The organism is Azospirillum sp. (genome assembly GCF_050789165.1).
This window is the reverse complement of record NZ_JBOZRT010000068.1, coordinates 1-18898: the sequence shown is the minus strand read 5'-3', so window position 1 is coordinate 18898 and position 18898 is coordinate 1. Positions and strand designations below refer to the sequence as shown.

General features: G+C 70.0%; 20 protein-coding genes. 2 read left to right on the top strand and 18 right to left on the bottom strand.

All coding sequences use genetic code 11. The features are described from left to right. Window positions 1–248 precede the first annotated feature (248 nt). The 3 genes from ACRWK7_RS16005 to argB are packed head-to-tail and all read right to left on the bottom strand — an operon-like array spanning window position 249 to window position 2471. Window positions 249–1229, bottom strand: coding sequence for a magnesium transporter CorA family protein (locus ACRWK7_RS16005; protein WP_431857265.1), 981 nt, complete (start codon window positions 1227–1229; stop codon window positions 249–251). 10 nt (window positions 1230–1239) lie between these two features. Further along, entirely contained in the window at window positions 1240–1554 is a 315-nt protein-coding gene (locus ACRWK7_RS16000; RefSeq protein WP_431857264.1) for a hypothetical protein, read from the bottom strand. Window positions 1555–1574: 20 nt separating this feature from the next. After that, on the bottom strand, window positions 1575–2471 hold the full coding sequence (gene argB / locus ACRWK7_RS15995; protein ID WP_431857262.1) for an acetylglutamate kinase: 897 nt from the start codon (window positions 2469–2471) through the stop codon (window positions 1575–1577). A 143-nt stretch (window positions 2472–2614) separates the two neighbouring features. On the opposite strand from argB, the gene ACRWK7_RS15990 reads away from it, so the two are divergent. After that, on the top strand, window positions 2615–2779 hold the full coding sequence (locus ACRWK7_RS15990; RefSeq protein WP_431857261.1) for a hypothetical protein: 165 nt from the start codon (window positions 2615–2617) through the stop codon (window positions 2777–2779). A 171-nt stretch (window positions 2780–2950) separates the two neighbouring features. Here the strand turns inward: ACRWK7_RS15990 and ACRWK7_RS15985 are convergent, their stop codons facing one another. From ACRWK7_RS15985 to ACRWK7_RS15925, 13 genes are all read right to left on the bottom strand, one after another. Then, complete coding sequence (locus ACRWK7_RS15985) at window positions 2951–3700, bottom strand: aspartate/glutamate racemase family protein (protein ID WP_431857260.1); 750 nt, start codon at window positions 3698–3700, stop codon at window positions 2951–2953. A gap of 120 nt (window positions 3701–3820) precedes the next feature. Further along, entirely contained in the window at window positions 3821–5185 is a 1365-nt protein-coding gene (locus ACRWK7_RS15980) for a hypothetical protein (RefSeq protein WP_431857259.1), read from the bottom strand. 234 nt (window positions 5186–5419) lie between these two features. Then, entirely contained in the window at window positions 5420–6682 is a 1263-nt protein-coding gene (locus ACRWK7_RS15975) for a cation:proton antiporter (protein WP_431857258.1), read from the bottom strand. 7 nt (window positions 6683–6689) lie between these two features. Then, window positions 6690–7358 (bottom strand): ribosome biogenesis GTP-binding protein YihA/YsxC, encoded by a 669-nt coding sequence (yihA, locus tag ACRWK7_RS15970; protein WP_431857257.1) that lies wholly within the window; start codon window positions 7356–7358, stop codon window positions 6690–6692. 147 nt (window positions 7359–7505) lie between these two features. Beyond that, window positions 7506–9203 carry a membrane protein insertase YidC gene (yidC, locus tag ACRWK7_RS15965; RefSeq protein ID WP_431857256.1) on the bottom strand — a complete coding sequence of 566 codons (1698 nt, stop codon included), beginning with the start codon at window positions 9201–9203 and terminating at the stop codon, window positions 7506–7508. A 60-nt stretch (window positions 9204–9263) separates the two neighbouring features. Further along, a complete protein-coding gene (gene yidD, locus ACRWK7_RS15960; protein WP_431857255.1) occupies window positions 9264–9539 on the bottom strand; it encodes a membrane protein insertion efficiency factor YidD in 276 nt (91 codons plus the stop codon). Further along, window positions 9536–9943, bottom strand: a complete 408-nt coding sequence (gene rnpA, locus ACRWK7_RS15955; protein ID WP_431857254.1) for a ribonuclease P protein component — start codon at window positions 9941–9943, stop codon at window positions 9536–9538. The genes yidD and rnpA overlap by 4 nt, the downstream gene beginning before the upstream one ends. 7 nt (window positions 9944–9950) lie before the next feature. Further along, entirely contained in the window at window positions 9951–10085 is a 135-nt protein-coding gene (gene rpmH / locus ACRWK7_RS15950; RefSeq protein WP_109120238.1) for a 50S ribosomal protein L34, read from the bottom strand. A 97-nt stretch (window positions 10086–10182) separates the two neighbouring features. Beyond that, complete coding sequence (locus tag ACRWK7_RS15945; RefSeq protein WP_431857253.1) at window positions 10183–10443, bottom strand: DUF1272 domain-containing protein; 261 nt, start codon at window positions 10441–10443, stop codon at window positions 10183–10185. Window positions 10444–10454: 11 nt separating this feature from the next. Next, window positions 10455–10856 (bottom strand): VOC family protein, encoded by a 402-nt coding sequence (locus ACRWK7_RS15940; RefSeq protein ID WP_431857252.1) that lies wholly within the window; start codon window positions 10854–10856, stop codon window positions 10455–10457. An 80-nt stretch (window positions 10857–10936) separates the two neighbouring features. After that, window positions 10937–11959, bottom strand: coding sequence for a glycosyltransferase family 2 protein (locus ACRWK7_RS15935; protein ID WP_431857251.1), 1023 nt, complete (start codon window positions 11957–11959; stop codon window positions 10937–10939). Window position 11960: 1 nt separating this feature from the next. Then, a complete protein-coding gene (locus ACRWK7_RS15930) occupies window positions 11961–12899 on the bottom strand; it encodes a glycosyltransferase (RefSeq protein WP_431857250.1) in 939 nt (312 codons plus the stop codon). Between the two features lie 8 nt (window positions 12900–12907). Beyond that, complete coding sequence (locus ACRWK7_RS15925; protein ID WP_431857249.1) at window positions 12908–14275, bottom strand: hypothetical protein; 1368 nt, start codon at window positions 14273–14275, stop codon at window positions 12908–12910. Between the two features lie 210 nt (window positions 14276–14485). Between ACRWK7_RS15925 and ACRWK7_RS15920 the strand changes: the two genes are divergently transcribed. Next, window positions 14486–16387, top strand: a complete 1902-nt coding sequence (locus ACRWK7_RS15920; RefSeq protein ID WP_431857248.1) for a right-handed parallel beta-helix repeat-containing protein — start codon at window positions 14486–14488, stop codon at window positions 16385–16387. Window positions 16388–16390: 3 nt separating this feature from the next. Here the strand turns inward: ACRWK7_RS15920 and ACRWK7_RS15915 are convergent, their stop codons facing one another. Continuing rightward, window positions 16391–17581, bottom strand: coding sequence for a glycosyltransferase family 4 protein (locus tag ACRWK7_RS15915; RefSeq protein ID WP_431857247.1), 1191 nt, complete (start codon window positions 17579–17581; stop codon window positions 16391–16393). Next, window positions 17578–18774: a glycosyltransferase family 4 protein gene (locus ACRWK7_RS15910; RefSeq protein ID WP_431857246.1), complete on the bottom strand. Its 1197-nt coding sequence runs from the start codon at window positions 18772–18774 to the stop codon at window positions 17578–17580. The genes ACRWK7_RS15915 and ACRWK7_RS15910 overlap by 4 nt, the downstream gene beginning before the upstream one ends. Window positions 18775–18898: the final 124 nt, after the last annotated feature.

Genomic DNA, 18898 nt, shown 5'->3' with positions numbered 1-18898 from the left:
CCCGCGAAAGCGGGGATCCAGAGAACCTTGGGAAATCAACCCCTTGCCAACTCTCCTGGATCCCCGCTTTCGCGGGGATGACGGTTGAGAGAAGCGAGGAAATGCAACCGCGCTCATTTCCCGGACAGCCGCGCGCCATCGCGGGGATGACGATCCGGGAGATTCCTGATCAAGGAACGGGCGTCCAGCGATTGGCGTACGCCCATGGGGACAAGCCTGGGCATGACGGCAACAGAAAAGCACGCCCGCTACAACCACCCCCGCCGCCGGAAGTACCAAAGCGGCAGCACGGCCGAGACCAGCATCAGCACGACGGCCATCGGGTAGCCGAAGGCCCAGTCCTTCTCCGGCATCACGTCGAAGTTCATGCCGAAGAAGCTGCTGACCAGCAGCGGCGGGAACAGGATGACCGTCAGCACGCTGACCAGCTTGACGATGTCGTTCTGCCCCACGGTGATGCGGCCCAGCGTGCTGTCCAGCAGCAGGCCGACCTTGTTGGACAGGAATCGCGCGTACTGGTCCAGCCCGTCCACGTCCTGCACGATGCCGCGCGCCCAGCGCCGCGCCGCCTTGCGCAGCGCCACGTCGCCCTCGCCACGCATCAGGAAGTCGAGCATCCGGCGCAGGCTGACCAGGCTCTCGCGCGCCTTGGCCAGCACGTGGCCGCACTGTCCCAGCGCCTTCAGCGCTCGGGTGTCGTCGGTCTCCGCGGTGCCCGGGTCGAAGCGGCGGAAGGCGCGGCTGCTCAGCGAGTCCAGCTCGGCGGCGGTGCGGCGCAGGACGCCGGCGGTGCGCTCGACCACCGCCTCCAGCAACGCCACCAGGATGGCGTCGGGGCTGGTGCCGCCGTAGCCCTGGCGCACCGTGCGGCGGCGGAAGGTCAGGAAAGGCTGCGCGTCCATGTAGTGGATGGTGGCGAGCCGCCCGCCGGCTACCACGAAGCGGACGGGCGTGAGGCGCGGCGCCTCCGTCTCGGCCAGCGCCAGCACCAGGACGGTCATATGCACGGCGCCGCTGGCGCGGCGCAGGCGGCTCGACTCCTCGATCTCGGCGATCTGCTCGCGGGTCGGCAGGGCCAGGCCCATCACCGCCTCGCCCTGCGCCTGCTCCTCGTGCGTCGGCGTCACGAGGTCGAGCCACGCCGTCTCCGCCGGCAGCGGCGCGCCGTGGGCGCCGGAACCCTTGGCCCAGCGCAGGATGCCGCCGTCGTTGACGAAGACGTGCATCATGGCCGGCGGCTCAGACGATGCGGCCGATGCGGCGGGGCTTCAGCGGGTGCGAGTCCGCCTTGGGAGCCGTGTCCTTGCCGGACTCCAGGTCAAGCGCGGCGCCCTCCTGCTTCAGCGCCTGCTCGAGCTTGCGGCGGAAGGCGCCGCCGTCGTCGCGCTGGTCGAGGAACTGAGAGACCGCCTGCTTGGCGGTCTCCTGGTCGTAGGGGACCTTGCCGAACGTCGCCAGCTTGGCGCGGTTCAGCACCTTGGGGTCGATGGTCTGCCGCAGCGCCGCCATGCGGCGCAGCAGCTCCTTGCGCAGGTCCGCGGACTCGTCGGACATGGGGTGGCCTCCCCGGGCGGTTATTCCCGGCCGATCAGCGTGCCGGCGCCGCCCTCGGTGAAGATCTCCAGCAGCAGCGCGTGCGGCACGCGGCCGTCGAGGATGACGGCGGCGTCGACGCCTTGTTCCACGGCCTCGATGCAGGTCTCGATCTTCGGGATCATGCCGCCGGTGGCGGTGCCGTCGGCGATGGCGTTGCGGGCCTCCTCCAGCGACATGCGCGGGATCAGGTTCTTGTCCTTGTCCAGCACGCCGGCCACGTCGGTCAGCAGGAAGAAGCGCGTGGCGCCGAGCGCGCCGGCGATGGCGCCGGCCGAGGTGTCGGCGTTGATGTTGTAGGTGTCGCCCTGGCGGTCGACGCCCACCGGGGCGACCACCGGGATGATGTCCGCGGCCAGCAGCCCTTCGAGGATCTGCGGGTTGACCTGATGGGGCTCGCCGACGAAGCCGAGGTCCAGCACCTTCTCGATGTTGCTGTCCGGATCCCGCTGGGTGCGGCGCAGCTTGCGCGCGATGATCAGCTGGCCGTCCTTGCCCGACACGCCGACGGCGCGGCCGCCGGCCTTGGAGATGGCGGTGACGATCTGCTTGTTGATGGAGCCGGACAGCACCATCTCGACCACCTCGACCGTCTCCTTGTCGGTGACGCGCAGGCCGTCGATGAAGCTCGACTGGATCTTCAGGCGCTTCAGCATCTCGCCGATCTGCGGCCCGCCGCCGTGCACCACCACCGGGTTGATGCCGACCTGCTTGAGCAGAACGATGTCGCGGGCGAACAGCTCGGCCAGATGCTCGTCACCCATGGCGTGGCCGCCGTACTTGATGACGAAGGTGCGCCCGGCGTAGCGGCGCATGTAGGGGAGCGCTTCGGACAGGGTGCGGGCCTTGCCCAGCCACTCTTCGCGGTCGTTCGTCACGGCGGTGCCATCGGTGGGATTGGACGTTGGCGGACTCTTTATCGGAACCGCGCCGCGCTGCCTAGCGCCTTTTGCGGGAACCGGCCGTGCGGCGCACGGTTGGTTCCCCGATCAGAATGCCGATCAGGATTGGGAGGCGCGCCATGACCGACCGCCGGATGCCCGAACCCCGCACCCCCTTCACCGACGCCTTCAAGCAGGAGCGCGACGAGCGCCCGCCGCAGACCGGCGAGAAGCTGGGGCCCGGAACCGCGAAGAGACCGGGCCCGGGGCCTGTGGAGGATCCGGGCATCGACAGCCCGAGTTGATTCCGCAGACCGTGGCGTCGGGGGCAAGATCCACACGGATTTCACGGATTTTGGCACGGATTGCACGGAATTCTTCGATGCCTGCGGCGCTGATGCCGGCCAGGAAGGCAAGATCCGTGAAATCCGTGCCAAAATCCGTGAAATCCGTGTTCCGGTTTGCCTCGGGGGCGTTCAGCCCATCCGCTCCAGCGCGAACTCGACCGCCGCGGCGGCGTGCAACTCGGTGGTGTTGAACATCGGGAACTCCGGCCGGTCGGCCTGCTCCACCAGCAGGAAGATCTCGGTGCAGCCGAGGATGACGCCCTCGGCCCCCTGCGCCTTGAGGCCGTCGATGATGCGCAGGTACTCGGCCTTCGACGGCTCCCGCAGGTCGCGGCGCACCAACTCGTCGAAGATGATGCGGTCGACCACTTCCATGTCGGCGGGCGGCGGCACCAGCACCTCGATGCCGTAGCGCTCGGTCAGCCAGTTGCGCAAATAGTCGGAGCGCATGGTCGGCATCGTGCCGAGAAGGCCGATGCGCGACAGGCCGGCCTTGCGGATTGCCTCGCCGGTCGGGGCGGCGATGTGGATGAAGGGCGTGGCGCGGCCGGCCATGATCGGCTCCACCACGCGGTGCAGCGTGTTCGACACGCAGAGGATCACGTCCGCCCCGGCGCGCTCCAGCGCGTCCACCTTGCCGGAGAGATAGCGGTGCGCCTCGTCCCAGGCGTCGTTGCGGACGAAGTGCTCGATATTGCCGAAATTGACGCTGACGATGACGATCTCGCCGTTGTCCCAGCCGCCCAGGCGGCGGTTCAGCCCGTCGTTCAGCAGGCGGTAGTACTCGCCCGTCGCCTGGTTGCTCATGCCGCCCAGCACGCCGATGGTCGGCTGCGGCAGCGGGCGCTCCTTGATCTTGTCAACGGTCGGCTTCGTCATCGCGTCTCTCCCCCGTGGTCGGGCTGGAGGATGGCGGGTTCGGCGCCGCCCGTCCAGCGTCCGGCGAGCAGCGCCATCGGCTGGAGCGACCGATCGGACTGGGAGCCGCGCTCCTCCGGGTCACGCGACCCGGTGCGAAGCCTTGATCCGCGCCCGCATCAGGATCTCCCTTTCCGAGCAGCGCGCCATGTGCTGCGGAAACGAGTCGGCTTCGCCGATGAGCGGCCCGGCCAAGTACTTGAACGCGGCCTTGTCCGCGGCTTCCAGCATCGACGGGGTGCGCACGCCGTCGGCGTAGGGCACGATCCCGGCCTTCCGGCACACTGCGCCGAAGCGTTCGATGTCCTGGCGCACCTTGGCGCCGTCCGCGTGGGCGCAGATGTCCAGCCCCACGGCCTTGACGCCGCCCTGCACATAGGTGGGCAGGTCGGGCAGCTCGCTTCCGGTCCGCGCGATCACGGTCCGGCAACTCGTCCGCAGGATGTTCACGATCTCGCTGAGCCGGCCGAACGGAATCTTCGGCGGGAGACTCACCAGCTCGAAAGCGAGGAAGGGTATCAGGTACTTCGGCGTCATGCGGAAGAGCTGCCAGTATTCGCGGCGGCGCTTCGTGTTGGCCAGCGTCTCGAAATGCACCGGAATGGTCAGCACGAACCGGAAACGGTTCTGGAACAGCTCGTTGTAGGTGGCGACCGCTTCCGAGAACGTCTTCATGTCGAGATCGAGGATGTCGTCGAAGTTCTCCTGATCGTACAGGACATCATACCCACGGACCCTGTTGAAGCCGGGCCGCACCAGGAACGCCTCGCAGACGTAGGTCGAGATCACCTGCGCGTAGGCGTCCCAAACCGGCCGATACATGAATTCCGGCTCGCTTTTCCCGGCGAGGCCAAGCTTCTGTGCCAGTTCCTGGCCGGTGCCGATGCAGGGGGGCTCCGCATCCTCGCCCCGATGGGTGCACCCCGTGCATTCGGCGGCGGCGGCGGCCTGCGTGGCGAACGCGTCGAGCAGTTCGCTGAGGCGTTGCGTCTCGACCAGCACCTGTCCTTCCAGATCGATCGTCGCCGTCTTGACCGTGATCGTGCTGGTTTCGCTGCGCCCGAGCAGGAGCTCGTGCAGTTCCGCCTTGATCTTCCCGCAGACCAGCTGCGCGGCGGCCTTGTCGCGGCCCGAGAAGACGACGAGGTAGTTCGCGTTGTCGTACCGGATCCAGGCGTCGTTGGGGCCGAGGTGCTTCTGCAGCATGCGGGCGGCCAGATCGTGGACCCGCTCGCTGATCAGCGGCCACTTCTCGCCGACCGCTTCCCGGATCTGATCGAGGCCGAGCAGGTGGACGACGCCGGCGGCCATGGACGAGTGCGTCTGCAGGATCTGCCGGGCCTTGTGGCGGAACTCGACGGTGTCGAGCGGAACGCCTTGGTCAGCCTCCGGCTCGGAGGCTGGCCTGCGCGGAGGCCCTGCGGCTGGGGATGGCGCGGCACTCATGATTTGGATCCCAAGCTCCGCAAATATTCATTGCTGATGATGCGGTGGATGGGGGGAACTATGTGCGCAATTCGTTTATGGATTGTGAACGCGATTGTTGCCATACTCAAGTATGAGTAGGATTTTATATGTTATTGCTCGAAGCCAGGAGATTTTATTTCCCAGATAGCGCCTGGAATTTGCTGCGCCGGATGTAAGTTGGAGGTTTTGCTTGGGAAAAGTGGTTGGTTGTCCTTACGTCTGGCGGCAGGACTGCTCCCGCTTCTCACCACACCACCCGGCGAACAGCGTCATCGGCTGCGTCAGCGCCGTGGTGGCGATGGCCATCAGCACCAGCGCCGAGAAGGCGCCGACCGACAGCACCCGCGCGTCCAGCAGGATGGTCAGCACGATGACCTCCATCAGCCCCTTGCACGGCATCAGCGCGCCGAGCCGCCAGGAATCGCCCCAGCTCTCGCCGGACAGCCGGGCCGGCAGCGCGGTGCCCAGCAGCTTGCCGGCGATGGTGACCACGGTGGCCAGCGCGAACACCGTCCATTGCGCCGGCTCGGAAAGATCGAGGGCCACCTTCAGCCCGGTCAGCGTGAAGAAGAACGGCAGCAGCACCAGCGTGGCGAAATGCTCCAGCCGGTCGAGGACGGCGGCGGCGAGGCGCTTCGGCATCACCGTGCCGGCCACGAAGGCGCCCAGGATGTAGTGCAGGCCGATGGCCTCGGTCACCGCGGCCGAGGCGAGCAGGCCGGCGCAGGTCAGCACGATGGCGGTGTCGCCGACCTCGTCGCCCGGGGCGACGCGGGCGAACAGGCGCTCCAGCAGCGGCTTGGCGACGAAGGCGGAGATCGCGAGGTAGCTGGCGCCCAGCGCCATCACCCAGGCCACCTCATCACCGCCGCGGCCCGAGGCCCAGGCCAGCACCGCCGTCACCAGCACCCAAAGCGCCGCGTCGTTGACCGCCGCGTAGCCGAGCGCCAGACGGCCGATGCGCTGCTCGATCAGCCCCATCTCGCGCAGGATGGCGCCCAGCACCGGGAGCGCGGTGACGCCCAGGCAGACGCCGAAGCCGACGGCGAACAGGCCGGGCGAGGCGGCGGGGCCGGCCATGCCCGGCAGCGCGCCGGCGATCCACCAGCCCAGGCCGGCGCCGAGCAGCGTCGGCACCACGAGGCTGGACAGGCTGACCGTGACGAAGGCGCGGCCCTTGCCGCGGAACTCGGTCACGTCCAGGTGCAGGCCGGTCAGGAAGGCGAACAGCACCACCGCCAGCCAGGACAGGCCGGACAGCGGCGCCAGCGCCGCAGGGCCGAACAGGGCCCCCCACAGCTCCGGCGCCACCCGGCCCAAAAGGGAGGGGCCAAGCGCCACGCCGAACAGGATCTGGATCACCACCATCGGCGCCACCCGGCGGACGCCGGCGAGGCGCCACAGCAGGAACGGCACCGCGATCAGCAGGATCGCCTGCACCAGGAACAGCAGGGCCGGCGTGGCCTCGACGCGCATGGCCGGATCAGTATTCGGTCAGCTTGGCGAGGCTGGCGCGCAACTCGGCGATGCCGAGGCCCTTGTCGGAGCTGGTGACGTGCACCTCCGGGAAGGCGGCGGGGTGCTTCTTCAGGGCGGCCAGGGTCTGGACGCGGACGTTGTCCAGCGCCTGCGGCTTCACCTTGTCGGCCTTGGTCAGCACGATCTGGTAGGGCACGGCGGCCTGGTCCAGCATGGTGAGGATCTCCTGGTCGTTGGGCTTCAGCCCGTGCCGGGAGTCGATCAGCACCAGCGCCCGGCGCAGCACCACGCGGCCCTTCAGGAAGCGGCGCACCAGAGTGTTCCACGCCTCGACCTTGTCCTTGGCCTCCTTGGCGTAGCCGTAGCCGGGCATGTCGACCAGCCGCAGCCGGCCGCCGAGGTCGAAGAAGTTGAGCTGCTGCGTGCGCCCCGGCGTGTTGGAGGTGCGCGCCAGCGTCCTGCGCCCGGTCAGCGCGTTGATCAGGCTGGACTTGCCGACGTTGGAGCGGCCGGCGAAGGCGACCTCGGGCAGCGTCGCCTCGGGCAGCTGGGACAGCGCGTCGGCGCCCCACACGAAGTCGCAGGCCTGCGCGAACAGCAGCCGGCCGGCCTCGATCTCCGCGTCGCTGAGGTTGCCGGTGAGGGAGGGGGTTTTCGGTTCGGTGTCGGTCATGGGGGTCCACCGGAAAGCAAAAGCCCCTCCCCCCTTGAGGGGGAGGGGTTGGGGAGAGGGGAATAGCGGCCGGATGACCGCGGAAGGTGCGCTTGCCACCCTCTCCCCAACCCCTCTCCCATCAAGGGAGAGGGGCTTCAAGGAGGATCAGGCCTTCACGCCGGCCTTGCGCATGATCAGCCACTGCTGGGCGATGGACAGCGTGTTGTTCCAGGCCCAGTAGATCACCAGACCAGCCGGGAAGCCGGCGAGCATGAAGGTGAAGACGATCGGCAGGAACTGGAACATCTTGGCCTGCACCGGATCGGGCGGGGCCGGGTTCAGCTTCTGCTGGAACCACATCGTCACACCCATGATGAGCGGCCAGATGCCGAGCATCAGCATGTGCGGCGGATCCCACGGGATCAGGCCGAACAGGTTGAAGATGGTGGTCGGGTCGGGCGCCGAGAGGTCCTTGATCCAGCCGAAGAACGGCGCGTGCCGCATCTCGATGGTGACGAACAGCACCTTGTACAGCGCGAAGAACACCGGGATCTGGATCACGATGGGCAGGCAGCCCGCCATCGGGTTGACCTTCTCGCGCTTGTAGAGCGCCATCATCTCCTGCTGCTGGCGGACCTTGTCGTCCTCGAAGCGCTCGCGGATCTTGGTCATCTCAGGCTGGAGCTTCTTCATCTTGCTCATGGCCTGATAGGACTTGTTGGCGAGCGGGAAGAACGCCGCCTTCACGATCACCGTGAAGATCAGGATCGCCACGCCGAAGTTGCCGACCAGCCCGGCGATGATGTCGATCGCGTAGAAGAACGGCTTGGTCAGGAAGTAGAACCAGCCGAAGTCGATGGCGAGGTCGAAGTTGGTGATGTCGTACTGCTTGGAGTAGGCGTCCAGCAGGCGCACCTGCTTGGCACCGGCGAACAGGCGGGCGGTGTCTTCCGCCGTGCCGCCGGCCGGCACCTCGACCGTCTGGCCCATCAGGTCGACCTGGAAGCGGTCCTGGTTGCCGGCGGTGGTGTGGACGAAGCGCGCGGTCTCCGTCGCCTTGGCGTCGGGGATCAGCGAGACCAGCCAGTACTTGTCGGTGATGCCGATCCAGCCGCCGGTGGTCGGCTTGGAGATGGTGCCGGCCTTCTTCAGGTCGTCGTACTTGTGCTCGTTCAGCTTGCCGTCGAAGACGCCCAGCGGGCCCTCGTGCAGGATGTAGTAGCCTTCGGTGTGCGGCGTGCCGTGGCGCGAGACGAGGCTGTAGGGCAGCAGCTTCACCGGGGCGCCGGTGGTGTTGCGCACCTTCTGGGTGACGGTGAACATGTACTGCTTGTCCACCGCGATGGTGCGCTCGAACACCAGGCCCTTGCCGTTGTCCCAGGTGAGCGTCACCGGCTTGTCCGGGCCCAGCGTCTGGCCGGAGGCGGCCGTCCACATGGTGTCGGCGGCCGGGACGGGCAGCGAGCGGTCCTCCGGCACCCAGCCGAACTCGGCGTAATAGGCGTTGGTCGCGCCGGCCGGGGCGAGCAGCACGATCTCCGGGCTGCCGCGGTCGGGCGTGGCGTGGTAGTCGGCCAGCTTCAGGTCGTCGATCCGCCCGCCGATCAGGTTGATCGAGCCGTGCAGCGCCGGCGTGTCGATCTTGATGCGGCTGCCGGCCTGCTCGGCGATGATCTGCGCGGCGTCCTTCGCCACTTCGGGCTGGGCGGCCGTGGGGGAGGGGACGTTGACCGACGCCTCCGTCTGCTGCGCCTGCTGCTGGCGCTGCTGCTGCACCTTCGGGCCTTCGTAGAAGTATTGGAAGCCCAGCAGGATGGCGATCGACAGCGCGATCGCGAGGATGAGGTTGCGTTGGTCGGTCATGGCTCCCCGAGAATCTCCAGCGGGCCTATCGAATGGGTGTGCGGCGGTGGTCGAAACGGTTCAGTGCTGATGCGCCCCGCCGCACTCGTGTGGCTTGGTGCGGCGGTCCTCCCCCGGCTCGGGCACCGGGTCGTAGCCCGACCCGCCCCAGGGATGGCAACGCAGGATCCTCCGGCCGGCCAGCAGGCTGCCCCGGATCGCCCCGTGCTTAGATAGCGCGTCCAGCGCGTAGTTGGAACAGGTCGGAAGAAATCGGCAGTGCCGGCCGATGAACGCCGACAGCGTGTACTGGTAGACGACGACCAGCCCGTACAGCACGCGGGCGAGCGGGCTCATGGTCGAGTCTCCGGATTGGATTCTTTTTCCGTGCGCCAGACGCCCAGGCGCTTCAGCCCGGCGGTCAGGTCGGCCAGCAGATCCGGCCAGGGGCGGTCCGGCGTCTCGCCGCGCGCCACCAGGACGAGATCGAAGCCCGGCAACGCGTTGCCGGGCAGCAGGAGCCGCGCCGCCTCGCGCAGGCGGCGGCGGGCGCGGTTGCGCTTCACGGCGTTGCCGACCTTGCGGCTCGCCGTCAGACCAACACGAAGCAACGGCTCGCCAGGAGCGGGCCGTTGGCGGTCATCGTGTCGGCGCACCTGCAGGATCAGGCCGGGAGCGACGTGCTTGCGGCGCGCCCCGGCCACGGCCAGGAACTCCGGCCGATTCTTCAGGCGCCCGACCTTGAGGTCCGGCGCCGTCATCGGGCCCTTAGGCGCTCAGGACCTTGCGGCCGCGGGCGCGGCGGCGGGCGAGGACCTTGCGGCCGCCGACCGTGGCCATGCGGGCGCGGAAACCATGGCGGCGCTTGCGCACGAGCTTGCTCGGCTGGAAGGTACGCTTCACGACACTACTCCGTCAGATCGATCACGGGACAAGACAAGCCCCGCGACGAGGGCGAGGCAAAACGAGCCCCGCTGTATAAGGGTGACGGTCCCGAGAGTCAACCGTGGGGGTGGGGTACTGGCGTACAGCCCTGCGGTTTCAGCACGCGCGTGGTGCCGGGCGGGTTGTTCGCCAGCTTTTCCGCCGGGCGCACCGGGCGGCGCACCAGCTCGCCGCCGCAGTTCGGGCAGCGGCGGTTCAGCGCCTGGTCCTTGCAGTCGCCGCAGAAGGTGCACTCGAAGGAGCAGATGTAGGCGTCCAGCGACTCCGGCGGCAGGTCCTTGCCGCAGCACTCGCAGTTGGGGCGCAGTTCCAGCATGGGGTGGGTCCTCAGGCGGGCGGCAGGGAGCCGCGGGTGCCGACGGACAGCTCGTTGCCGTCGGGATCGTGGACGATGAACACGCGGTTGCCGGCAGCCGTGGTGTGCGTGCCGGACTCCAGCCACACGCCGGCGGCGCGCAGGCGGGCCTCGGTCGCTTCCGGTTCGGGGCTGTGGATCTGGAAGACGATCGCCGTCTGCGGGCCGGGCGGGCGCCGGAACGGGCTGTCCGCCAGGACCAGACGCGCGCCGTCGCCCAGCGCGAACCACGCCACGCGGACCGGCTGCCCGTCCTCGTAGGTGTCCGACAGCGAGTGGATCTCCGGGCCGAGCAGGAGGCGGTAGAATGCGAGGCACGCATCGTGATTGCGCGTGCGGATCGCCAGTTCCAGAAGGGGCGGGGCGTCGGTCATGAGGCGTCGCCGTGCGGTTGCGAAACCGCCGAAACGTTAAACCAGATTCCAGGGGAAGTACAGGCGCCCGGCCCCCCCTCCTAACCTCCCCCCACTTCGCGGGGGGAGGAATCCAAGCCCCCTCCCCCGCTCTCGGCGGATCCAAAGGATCCGCCTGCCGCGTCAGCGGGATCAAAGATCCCGCGAGAGCGAAGTGGGGGAGGGATGGGGTGGGGGGCCGGTGCGAGCGCGCTTCCAACCCGTCCCGGTGCCGCGGTCGCCGCCAGACGCAGCCAGTGCCGATACGCCGCCTCGTCCACCGGTTTCCGGTGCTTCAAGCCAACCCGCAGGATCTCCGGCAACCTCGCCAGCACCCACGCATCCGTCGTCCGCGGCCCGTGCCGCAGGTTCTTCCATGTGTTTCCCGCCCACACGCGGGCGAATCGCCAGGGCAGCAGCCGCGCCGGGCAGCGCGCCAGCTCGCGGATCAGGTCGTTGCGGTGGTCGAAGCGGCGGACCAGCCCCGGCACGCGGTTCTTTTCGCTCTTGTGGTGGTGGACCATCACGTCGGGCAGCGCCATCACCCGCCAGCCGGCGCCGTACAGGCGCAGGCACCGCTCCTTCTCCTCGCCCTGGCGGTAGAATTCGGCGAGGTAGAGGCCGGTCTGCTCGATGGCTGTCCGGCGCAGCAGGTGGCCACAGCCGACGTACCACGGCACCTCGAAGGGTGCTGCGCCCTGGGGCAGGTAGACCAGCCCGTCGCGCGTCGTGATGTTGCAGGCCGCCGCCGCCACGTCCGGGTGCGAGTCCATGTAGGCGACGGTGCGGGCGAGGCCGTCGTCCTCGACGAACCAGGAATCGTCGTCCACCGACAGCACATAGTCGCCGGTCGTGTTCACGAAGCCGAAGTTGCGCGCCCAGATCAGCCCGCGGTTCTCCGGCAGGCGGACGTAACGCGCATCGGGGAACTCCGCGCGCATCATCGCGTCGGTGCCGTCGGAGGAGCCATCGTCCACCACCAGGATCTCCGCCACCCGGAAGCTCTGCCCGCGCAGGCGGGTCAGCGCGGTGCGCAGCTCGGCGCACCGGTTGAAGGTGACGATGACGGCGCTGACGGTCGGCATGTCAGGCGCTCTTGCGGTCCGCGCCGGGCAGGGGCAGCGGCACCGGCGGCGCCTTCAGCTCCTCGGGGTAGCGGTCGAGCAGGCCGGACACGTACCAGCCGGCGAAGCGCCGGAACGCCGCCGGGTCGCGCCGCACCAGCAGGTGGTAGAGCCCGTACTTGACCAACGTCTTCGGCACCGCGGCCCTGGTCTCGTAACGGCCGTGGATGTAGCCCATGTTGCGGAAATAGTAGTGGGCGCGCGCCTCCGGCAGCTCCTCGACCCAGCCGAGCCGGCCGCCGAAGAGGTCTATGCGGCGGCTCTGCGCGCGCGGGTGGACGTGGCGGGCGTGCACCGCGGTGCCCAGGCGCAGGCCGGCCCGGCGGGCGCGCAGGCCGAACTCCCACTCGTCGCCCCAGATGAACATCTCGCGCTTGATGTTGCCGATGGTCTCGAACACGCGGCGGTGGATCAGCGTGCCGTTGAAGGGGCAGACGTCGCCGTGCAGCACCCCGCCATCCCCGGCGGCGGCCACCGCGGCGTCGGCGCGGGTGTGGCCGGCGAGGCGGAAGGCCAGCTCGTCCGGGGCCTGCGCCGCCATCACCATGGCCCCGGCGATGTCCAGCCGGTGCGCCTCGGCCTGGCGCAGCAGCTCGGCCAGCGCGCCCGGCTGCGGGCGGCCGTCGTCGTCCATGGCCCAGGTCCAGAGCAGGTCGCCCTCCATCGCGCGGGCGAACGCGGTGTGGTAGGCGCCGGCCGAGCCGCAGTTGCGCTGCCGCACCACGTCGAGGTCGGGCTGCGCCGCCAGCCACTCGGCGGTGCCGTCGGTCGAGCCGCTGTCGACCACGATGATGCGCGCCGGCCGCGGCTCCTGCGCGCGCACCGCCTCGATGCAGGCGCGCAGCAGCGTCAGACGGTTGAAGGTGACGATGGCGGCGGCCACCGGAACGGTCTCAGTCATGGCGGTCCTCAGCGGGGGGCGCGGGTGATCAGCGGGCCGGGGTTCTGCTCGCGCGCGCCGAAGGCGATCCAGGCGCGCATGATCCGGCTCAGCACCACCCACAGCAGGATCGGCAGCAGGGCGAAGAAGCCGAACTTGAAGATCGTGATGCCGCCGTCGCGGTACCATTGCAGCGACAGCGGCACGAAGGTGCAGAAGAACAGCACGCCCTGCGGCGTGCGGCAGCCCTTCGTCCAGAACCAGCGGTGCACCCGGCCCAGCACGAGGCCGACCAGCACCATCGTCAGGATCATGCCGATCCAGCCGCCGCTCATCCAGCCGTCGCCGGCCAGCGAGGCGGTGAGGTTGGAGAAGTTGCCGAAGTCGTTCAGCTCCACCCACTTGACCGGCGCGCCGACCGGCTTGCCCGGCCAGAAGATGCGCGGGATCGGTTCGGTGAACAGCTGCAGGTACTGGGTGAACCACGTGTACGTGCCCGACTGCCCCGGCACCACCCACAGGATGAAGCTGAGGAAGTCGAAGTTGGCGAGATCCTGGTTGGCGAGGCTGTCGATGAAGCTGCGCCCCGGCTCGTCGATCAGCGGCGGCGCCTCGCCGCTCAGCGCCGCGCGCATCCAGGCGCGGTTGGAGCCCAGCAGGTGGAACAGGTACAGCACCGGCAGCCCGGCGGCGACCTGCCACCACGCGAACCACCGGTGCCTCGAGCGGTAGAGCAGCAGCAGCACCAGCGAGATCACCCCCATGATGATCGCCCAGCGCCCCCAGCCGAGATACGCGCGGTACAGCACGAAACCGAGGAACGGGATGAAGGACAGCGGGTTGAACCGGCTGATGAAGACCAGCCCCAGCGTCAGCGGCAGGCCGATGGCGTGCGCCTCGGCGATGTAACCGGTGGTGTTGACGTAGATCGGCTGGCCGGTGACGGGATCGCGCTCCATCTGCACGTCGCCGGTGAAGTCGAAGCTGGCGCCGTCCTGCCGCATCACCGCGGAGTAGATCGCCAGCGGCGCCAGCAGCGCCAGCGTCAGGCCGTAGGCGATCAGCTCGGCGCGGTCGAACTCCAGCTTCGGCTGCGCCTGCAGGTTCGGGCGGACGTTGCCGGCCACCCCGCAGGATATGGCGAAGGCGACCATCGCCACCGTGCTGACCGTCAGCGTGAAGATGAACTGCTGGTCGTTCGGCCAGAAGCCCATGAAGAGCCAGACGTTGTCGAAGCCGAAGAGGTGCACCAGCACCGGCCGCGCGACGAACACCAGGCCGTGGAAGATCAGATAATAGGTGAGCGGGTGGAACATGGACGCCGACCCGCTCATCAGGAAGACCGCCACGACCAGCGCGAACACCGCGGCCTGTGCGATCAGCGCCGTTTCGATCATCGGTCGGTCCCGCCCCATCCGCTGCGATTCGTCCGACCGGTGAAACAGCGTCTCCGGCGGCGGGGTCCGTTCGCGACGGGGCGCATCGGGCTTGCCCCGGGCGGACGTGCACCGCTTGCGCGTCTTGGGCGCGTGTCGGTGGCACCACCTTTGGGCCTTGGACGCGCCGCCGCCGGGCCTCCAGTTTTCGCGGGAGATACGGACGGAGGGATGATGATCCGGCGGCTTGCGGTGATGCTCGCGGTGCTCTGGGCGCTTCCGGCGTGGGCGGCGGACGGCGCCTTCCACGTCGCCCCCACCGGCAGCGACGGCGGGAGCGGCCGCGCCGACAGCCCCTTCGCCACGCTGAAGCGCGCGGTGGAGGCGGCGCGCAAGGCCGGCGTGAAGTCCATCATCGTGCGCGGCGGCCATTACCGGATGGAACAGACGCTGGTCCTCGGCGCCGAGGACGAGGGGCTGCGCATCGCCGCCCCCCCCGGCGAGACGCCGGTGTTCTCCGGCGGTCAGCGCGTGGAGGGGTTCAAGCCGGAGGCCGGCGGCGTGTTCGCCGCGCCGCTCGACCGCGAGCCGGGGTTGGACGTGGCCCTGGCCGGCAAGCGCCTGCAGGCGGCGCGCAGCGGCGACTACACGCCCGAGGACCCGATCCGCTCGGGCTGGGCGGTGGCGACCGCGGTGAAGGGGGGCGGCGACAAGCGGCGCTTCCGCTTCACCCCCGGCGCGGTCGACCCGAAATGGGCGCAGCCCGGCGTGCGCGTGCAGACGCTGGACCGCGAGCGGCTCGCCGACGACATCGCCGGCATCCAGCAGATCGACCCGGCGCGCCACACGCTGACGCTGGACGCCGACGCCTGGTACCCGCTGCGCGACGGCGCCACCTTCCGCCTGCTCGGCCATCCGGACTTCCTGAAGTTTCCCGGGCAGTTCGCCTGGCGCGCCAGGGACAAGCGCCTGCTGCTGCTGCCGCCCGACGCCGGGGCGTTCGGGCGCGAGCCGGCGGTGCTGGTGGCGCGGCTGGCGCCCCTGGTGCGGCTGGCCGGCACCTTCGCGGTCACGCTGGAGGGATTGGCGTTCGAGGACGTGCCCTACACCGGGCCGGCGGTGCTCATCGACGGCGGCGGCCGGCACCGCATCGTCGGCAACCGCTTCGCCAACGTCGGCAAGGCGCTGGAGCTGAACGGCAGCTCCGACAACGAGGTGCGCGGCAACCGGATGGAGCACCTGGGCCGCAGCGGCGTGGAGGTGAAGCCGGGCAGCACCGGCAACCGCATCGTCGCCAACACCATGGACGGGGTGGGGGAGGTGGCGCTGTTCAGCGCCGGGGTGTTCCTGTCCGGCGTGACCAACACCGTGGTCGGCCACAACGACATCCGCCGGTCCGCGCGCTACGGCATCTCGCTGAAGAACTGGAACCCGGAGACGGTCAACACCGACACGGTGATCGAGTACAACCGCATCCGCGATACCGGGCGCGAGACCGCCGACGCCGGCGCCATCGAGACGCTGGGGCGCAGCGACACCGACACCCGCACCATCATCCGCTACAACGACATCCGCGAGACCGGCGGGCTGGCCACCGACGCCGCCGGGCGCTGGCTGGAGCGCTACAAGGGCTTCGGCGTCTACCTGGACGACCTGACCAACGGCGTGCTGGTGGAAGGCAACTTCTTCATGGACACCGGCTGGGCGTCGGTCTTCATCCACGGCGGCGACAACAACCGGGTGGAGAACAACATCGCCGTGCTGACCCGGCCGAACGACCGGTTCCTGCGCCTGGAGTGGGTGCCGAAGGCCGGGGTCGCCGGGTTCCTGAAGGACAACGCGATCACGCAGAACATCATACACCTGCGCGCGCCGGTGAAGGACATCGTCGAGAGCCACACCGGCGGCCAGCCGGTGCTGAACGCCAACGTCATCGACCGCCCCGGCAGCGGCGCGGCGCCGCGCGGCCCGGCCACCGCGCGCTCGCAGCAGGGCCCGCGGCTGGCCAACCCGTATTTCGTCGATCCGGCCAACGACGACTTCCGCCTGCGCCCCGACGGGCAGGCGCGCGAGCTGGGCATCGAGGACCTGCCCTGGTCGCGCATCGGGCCGGCGGGGTATCCGGGGCGGTAGACCCTACAGCGACCGCGGGGCGGGCGCCGCCTCGCGTTCGCGGGGGGCGGGTTCGGGCTGCGGCACCGGGCCGATCAGCATCGCCACCAGTCGCTCCAGCCCCTCGCGGCTCTGCTCGTGGGCGGCCTGGGCGCGGGCCAGCGCGGCTTGCGCCGAGCGGTGCAGCGCCTCGCGGTCGGCGGCCCAGGTGCGCAGGGTGGGAAGCACCGCCCGCACGAAATCCTCGTCCACCGGCACCACGCGCCCGGCCGGGCCGAGGCCGAGGTCGCCGGCGATGCAGCCGCGCGCGTAGGCCAGCGCCGGCACGCCGGCCGCCAGCGCCTCGAACAGCACCAGCGGCTGCGCCTCGTTGTGGTAGCGGGTCGGGAAGACGAAGACGTCGATGTCGCGGTAGAACGCCTCCTTGGCCGCGCCGTCGAGGGGGCCGAGGTATTCCACCGCGTCACCGAACTCGTAGAGGCCGGCGGCGATCAGCGCCTCGTCCATGCGGCTCAGGCCCGGCCCGGCGAGCACCAGCTTGGCCGGGATGCCCTCGTCCAGCAGGGCGCGCAGCAGCGAGAACAGCGTGTCCAGCCCCTTGTCCAGGCACAGGTTGGACAGGTGCCCCAGGCGCAGCGCGGCGTGGCTGCGGCGCAGCGGGGCGGGGGCCGCGTCCGGCGGCGTGAAGATGGCGTTGGACAGCACCACCCCCTGCCGTGCCGCCGGGTACAGCGCCTGGAACCGCGCCTGCATGGCCGGCGACAGCAGGATGTGCCGGCAGCGCGGCCCGGCGACGCGGGTCAGCAGCGCCATGCGCGCCTTGCGCTTCGTCAGGTACGCGTAGGAGTGGTGGTGCACGAACAGGGCGTAGCCGAGCAGCCGCGCCACCCCCAGCAGGAAGATGGTGTACCAGCAGCCCAGCCCGGCGTCGGCCGGCATGTACAGCCGCTTGTCGGCGCGCATGGCGCCGGCCCACAGCTGCAACGCCGCCCACAGCACCCGGCCGGCCTTCACCGCGTGGTACAGCGGCCCCCGCCCGTTGTGGCCGGGGGACAGGTCGGCGGCGCGCACGGTGCCGTGCCGGCGCAGCCGCTCCAGCACCAGCGTGGTGACGCGGGACATGCCGTCGATGGGCGGCGGCAGGCGGCCGGCGACGATGATCCAGGGCGATGCGGAGCGGGCTTGCGGCGCGCGGCGGGTCGGCATGCGGCTCATCCCTCGCTCCGGCGCGCGGCGGGCAGGCGTGCCGGCAGCGGAGTGGTTTCCGGCAGGGCGTTCAGGCTGGCCAGCGCCTTCTCCACCGCCTCGGCGAAGTGCCCGGCGTCGGCGATCGGCTGGAAGGTGCGGCCCGCGAGGCTCATGCGCCGCCACTCCGCCTCGTCGCAGGACAGCGACAGCATGGCGCGGGCGAGGCCCTCCGGGTTGTCGGGCTCGACCACGTGGCCGTTGACGCCCTGGCGCACCAGCAGGTCGCGCGCCCCGCAGACGTCGGACAGCACCACCGGCAGGCCCATGGCCAGCGCCTCGTTGACCACCAGCCCGAACTGCTCCTCGGTGGAGGGCAGCAGCAGCGCCAGCGTGGTGCCCAGCGTTTCGGCGATGCCCTTCTCCTGGAGGAAGCCGCGGAAGATCACGTGCTCGCCCAGCCCGTGCCGGCCGACCGCGGCGCGCAGCTCGGCCTCCAGCGGGCCGGAGCCGCAGAGGTGCAGCGGCCGGGCGCTGCCGCCGGCGAGGTCGCGGTAGAGCGCGTAGGCCTCGACGGCGCGCAGCAGGTTCTTCTTCGGCACGAAGCGGGCGATGATGGTGAAGTGCCGTTCGGCCCACGGCGCGCCGTCCGGGGCGGGCGGCGCGCCGGCGAGTGCGCGGATGCGGTCCAGCGACAGCGTGTCGTAGCCGAGGAAGATCCGCTCCCCCGGGATGCCCAGCAGGCGCAGGTAGTCGCGCGTGCGCTCGCTGCCGGCCAGCCCGGCCTGATAGGGCGCGTAGAACAGCGCCTTGCCCAGCTCCCGCGACAGGAAGCGCGGCTTGTCGTCGAACTTCGACGCCTGCATGGCGACGAGGCGGCGCCCCATCGCGCGCAGCGTCACCGCCAGCGCGAAGACGTCCGGGTCCTCGTAGTTGCACAGGAAGGCCGCGTGCGGACGAAGCTCGGCGCAGGCGCGCAGCAGCGCGGCGTAGATCCGCGGCCACGCCACCTGATCCTTGGAACGGCCGGGGAACAGGGTGATCTTGCGGAAGTGGCGGCCCTGCCCGGTGGAGTCCCAGGCGTAGGTGTGGCTCTTCGAGCCGATCTCCAGCCCGACCACGTCGAACCGGTCGCCGAGGCGCCGGCCGACCGCCTCCAGCCGGTCCATGTGGTAGGGGCCGAACATCTCCCACGAGAAGACCAGGGTGGGCTTGCGGGTCATGTCGGCACCTCTCTTCCCCCTCTCCCCTCTGGGGAGAGGGTCGGGGTGCGGGGGTTTTCGTGGGACCGGGAGCGTCCGCGGTGCGGGTCACCCCCCCCCCTCCCGCACCCCCCACGGGCGGGGG

Bases quoted from the DNA above. Each gene is read 5' to 3' on its own strand.
- ACRWK7_RS15925 (WP_431857249.1), bottom strand. From the start codon at position 14,275: ATGATCGAAACGGCGCTGATCGCACAGGCCGCGGTGTTCGCGCTGGTC.
- ACRWK7_RS16000 (WP_431857264.1), bottom strand. From the start codon at position 1,554: ATGTCCGACGAGTCCGCGGACCTGCGCAAGGAGCTGCTGCGCCGCATG.
- ACRWK7_RS15985 (WP_431857260.1), bottom strand. From the start codon at position 3,700: ATGACGAAGCCGACCGTTGACAAGATCAAGGAGCGCCCGCTGCCGCAG.
- ACRWK7_RS15910 (WP_431857246.1), bottom strand. From the start codon at position 18,774: ATGACCCGCAAGCCCACCCTGGTCTTCTCGTGGGAGATGTTCGGCCCC.
- yidC (WP_431857256.1), bottom strand. From the start codon at position 9,203: ATGACCGACCAACGCAACCTCATCCTCGCGATCGCGCTGTCGATCGCC.
- ACRWK7_RS16005 (WP_431857265.1), bottom strand. From the start codon at position 1,229: ATGATGCACGTCTTCGTCAACGACGGCGGCATCCTGCGCTGGGCCAAG.
- ACRWK7_RS15990 (WP_431857261.1), top strand. From the start codon at position 2,615: ATGACCGACCGCCGGATGCCCGAACCCCGCACCCCCTTCACCGACGCC.
- ACRWK7_RS15920 (WP_431857248.1), top strand. From the start codon at position 14,486: ATGATGATCCGGCGGCTTGCGGTGATGCTCGCGGTGCTCTGGGCGCTT.
- ACRWK7_RS15935 (WP_431857251.1), bottom strand. From the start codon at position 11,959: ATGCCGACCGTCAGCGCCGTCATCGTCACCTTCAACCGGTGCGCCGAG.
- ACRWK7_RS15980 (WP_431857259.1), bottom strand. From the start codon at position 5,185: ATGAGTGCCGCGCCATCCCCAGCCGCAGGGCCTCCGCGCAGGCCAGCC.
- yidD (WP_431857255.1), bottom strand. From the start codon at position 9,539: ATGAGCCCGCTCGCCCGCGTGCTGTACGGGCTGGTCGTCGTCTACCAG.
- ACRWK7_RS15930 (WP_431857250.1), bottom strand. From the start codon at position 12,899: ATGACTGAGACCGTTCCGGTGGCCGCCGCCATCGTCACCTTCAACCGT.
- ACRWK7_RS15975 (WP_431857258.1), bottom strand. From the start codon at position 6,682: ATGCGCGTCGAGGCCACGCCGGCCCTGCTGTTCCTGGTGCAGGCGATC.
- ACRWK7_RS15940 (WP_431857252.1), bottom strand. From the start codon at position 10,856: ATGACCGACGCCCCGCCCCTTCTGGAACTGGCGATCCGCACGCGCAAT.
- ACRWK7_RS15945 (WP_431857253.1), bottom strand. From the start codon at position 10,443: ATGCTGGAACTGCGCCCCAACTGCGAGTGCTGCGGCAAGGACCTGCCG.
- rnpA (WP_431857254.1), bottom strand. From the start codon at position 9,943: ATGACGGCGCCGGACCTCAAGGTCGGGCGCCTGAAGAATCGGCCGGAG.
- ACRWK7_RS15915 (WP_431857247.1), bottom strand. From the start codon at position 17,581: ATGAGCCGCATGCCGACCCGCCGCGCGCCGCAAGCCCGCTCCGCATCG.
- yihA (WP_431857257.1), bottom strand. From the start codon at position 7,358: ATGACCGACACCGAACCGAAAACCCCCTCCCTCACCGGCAACCTCAGC.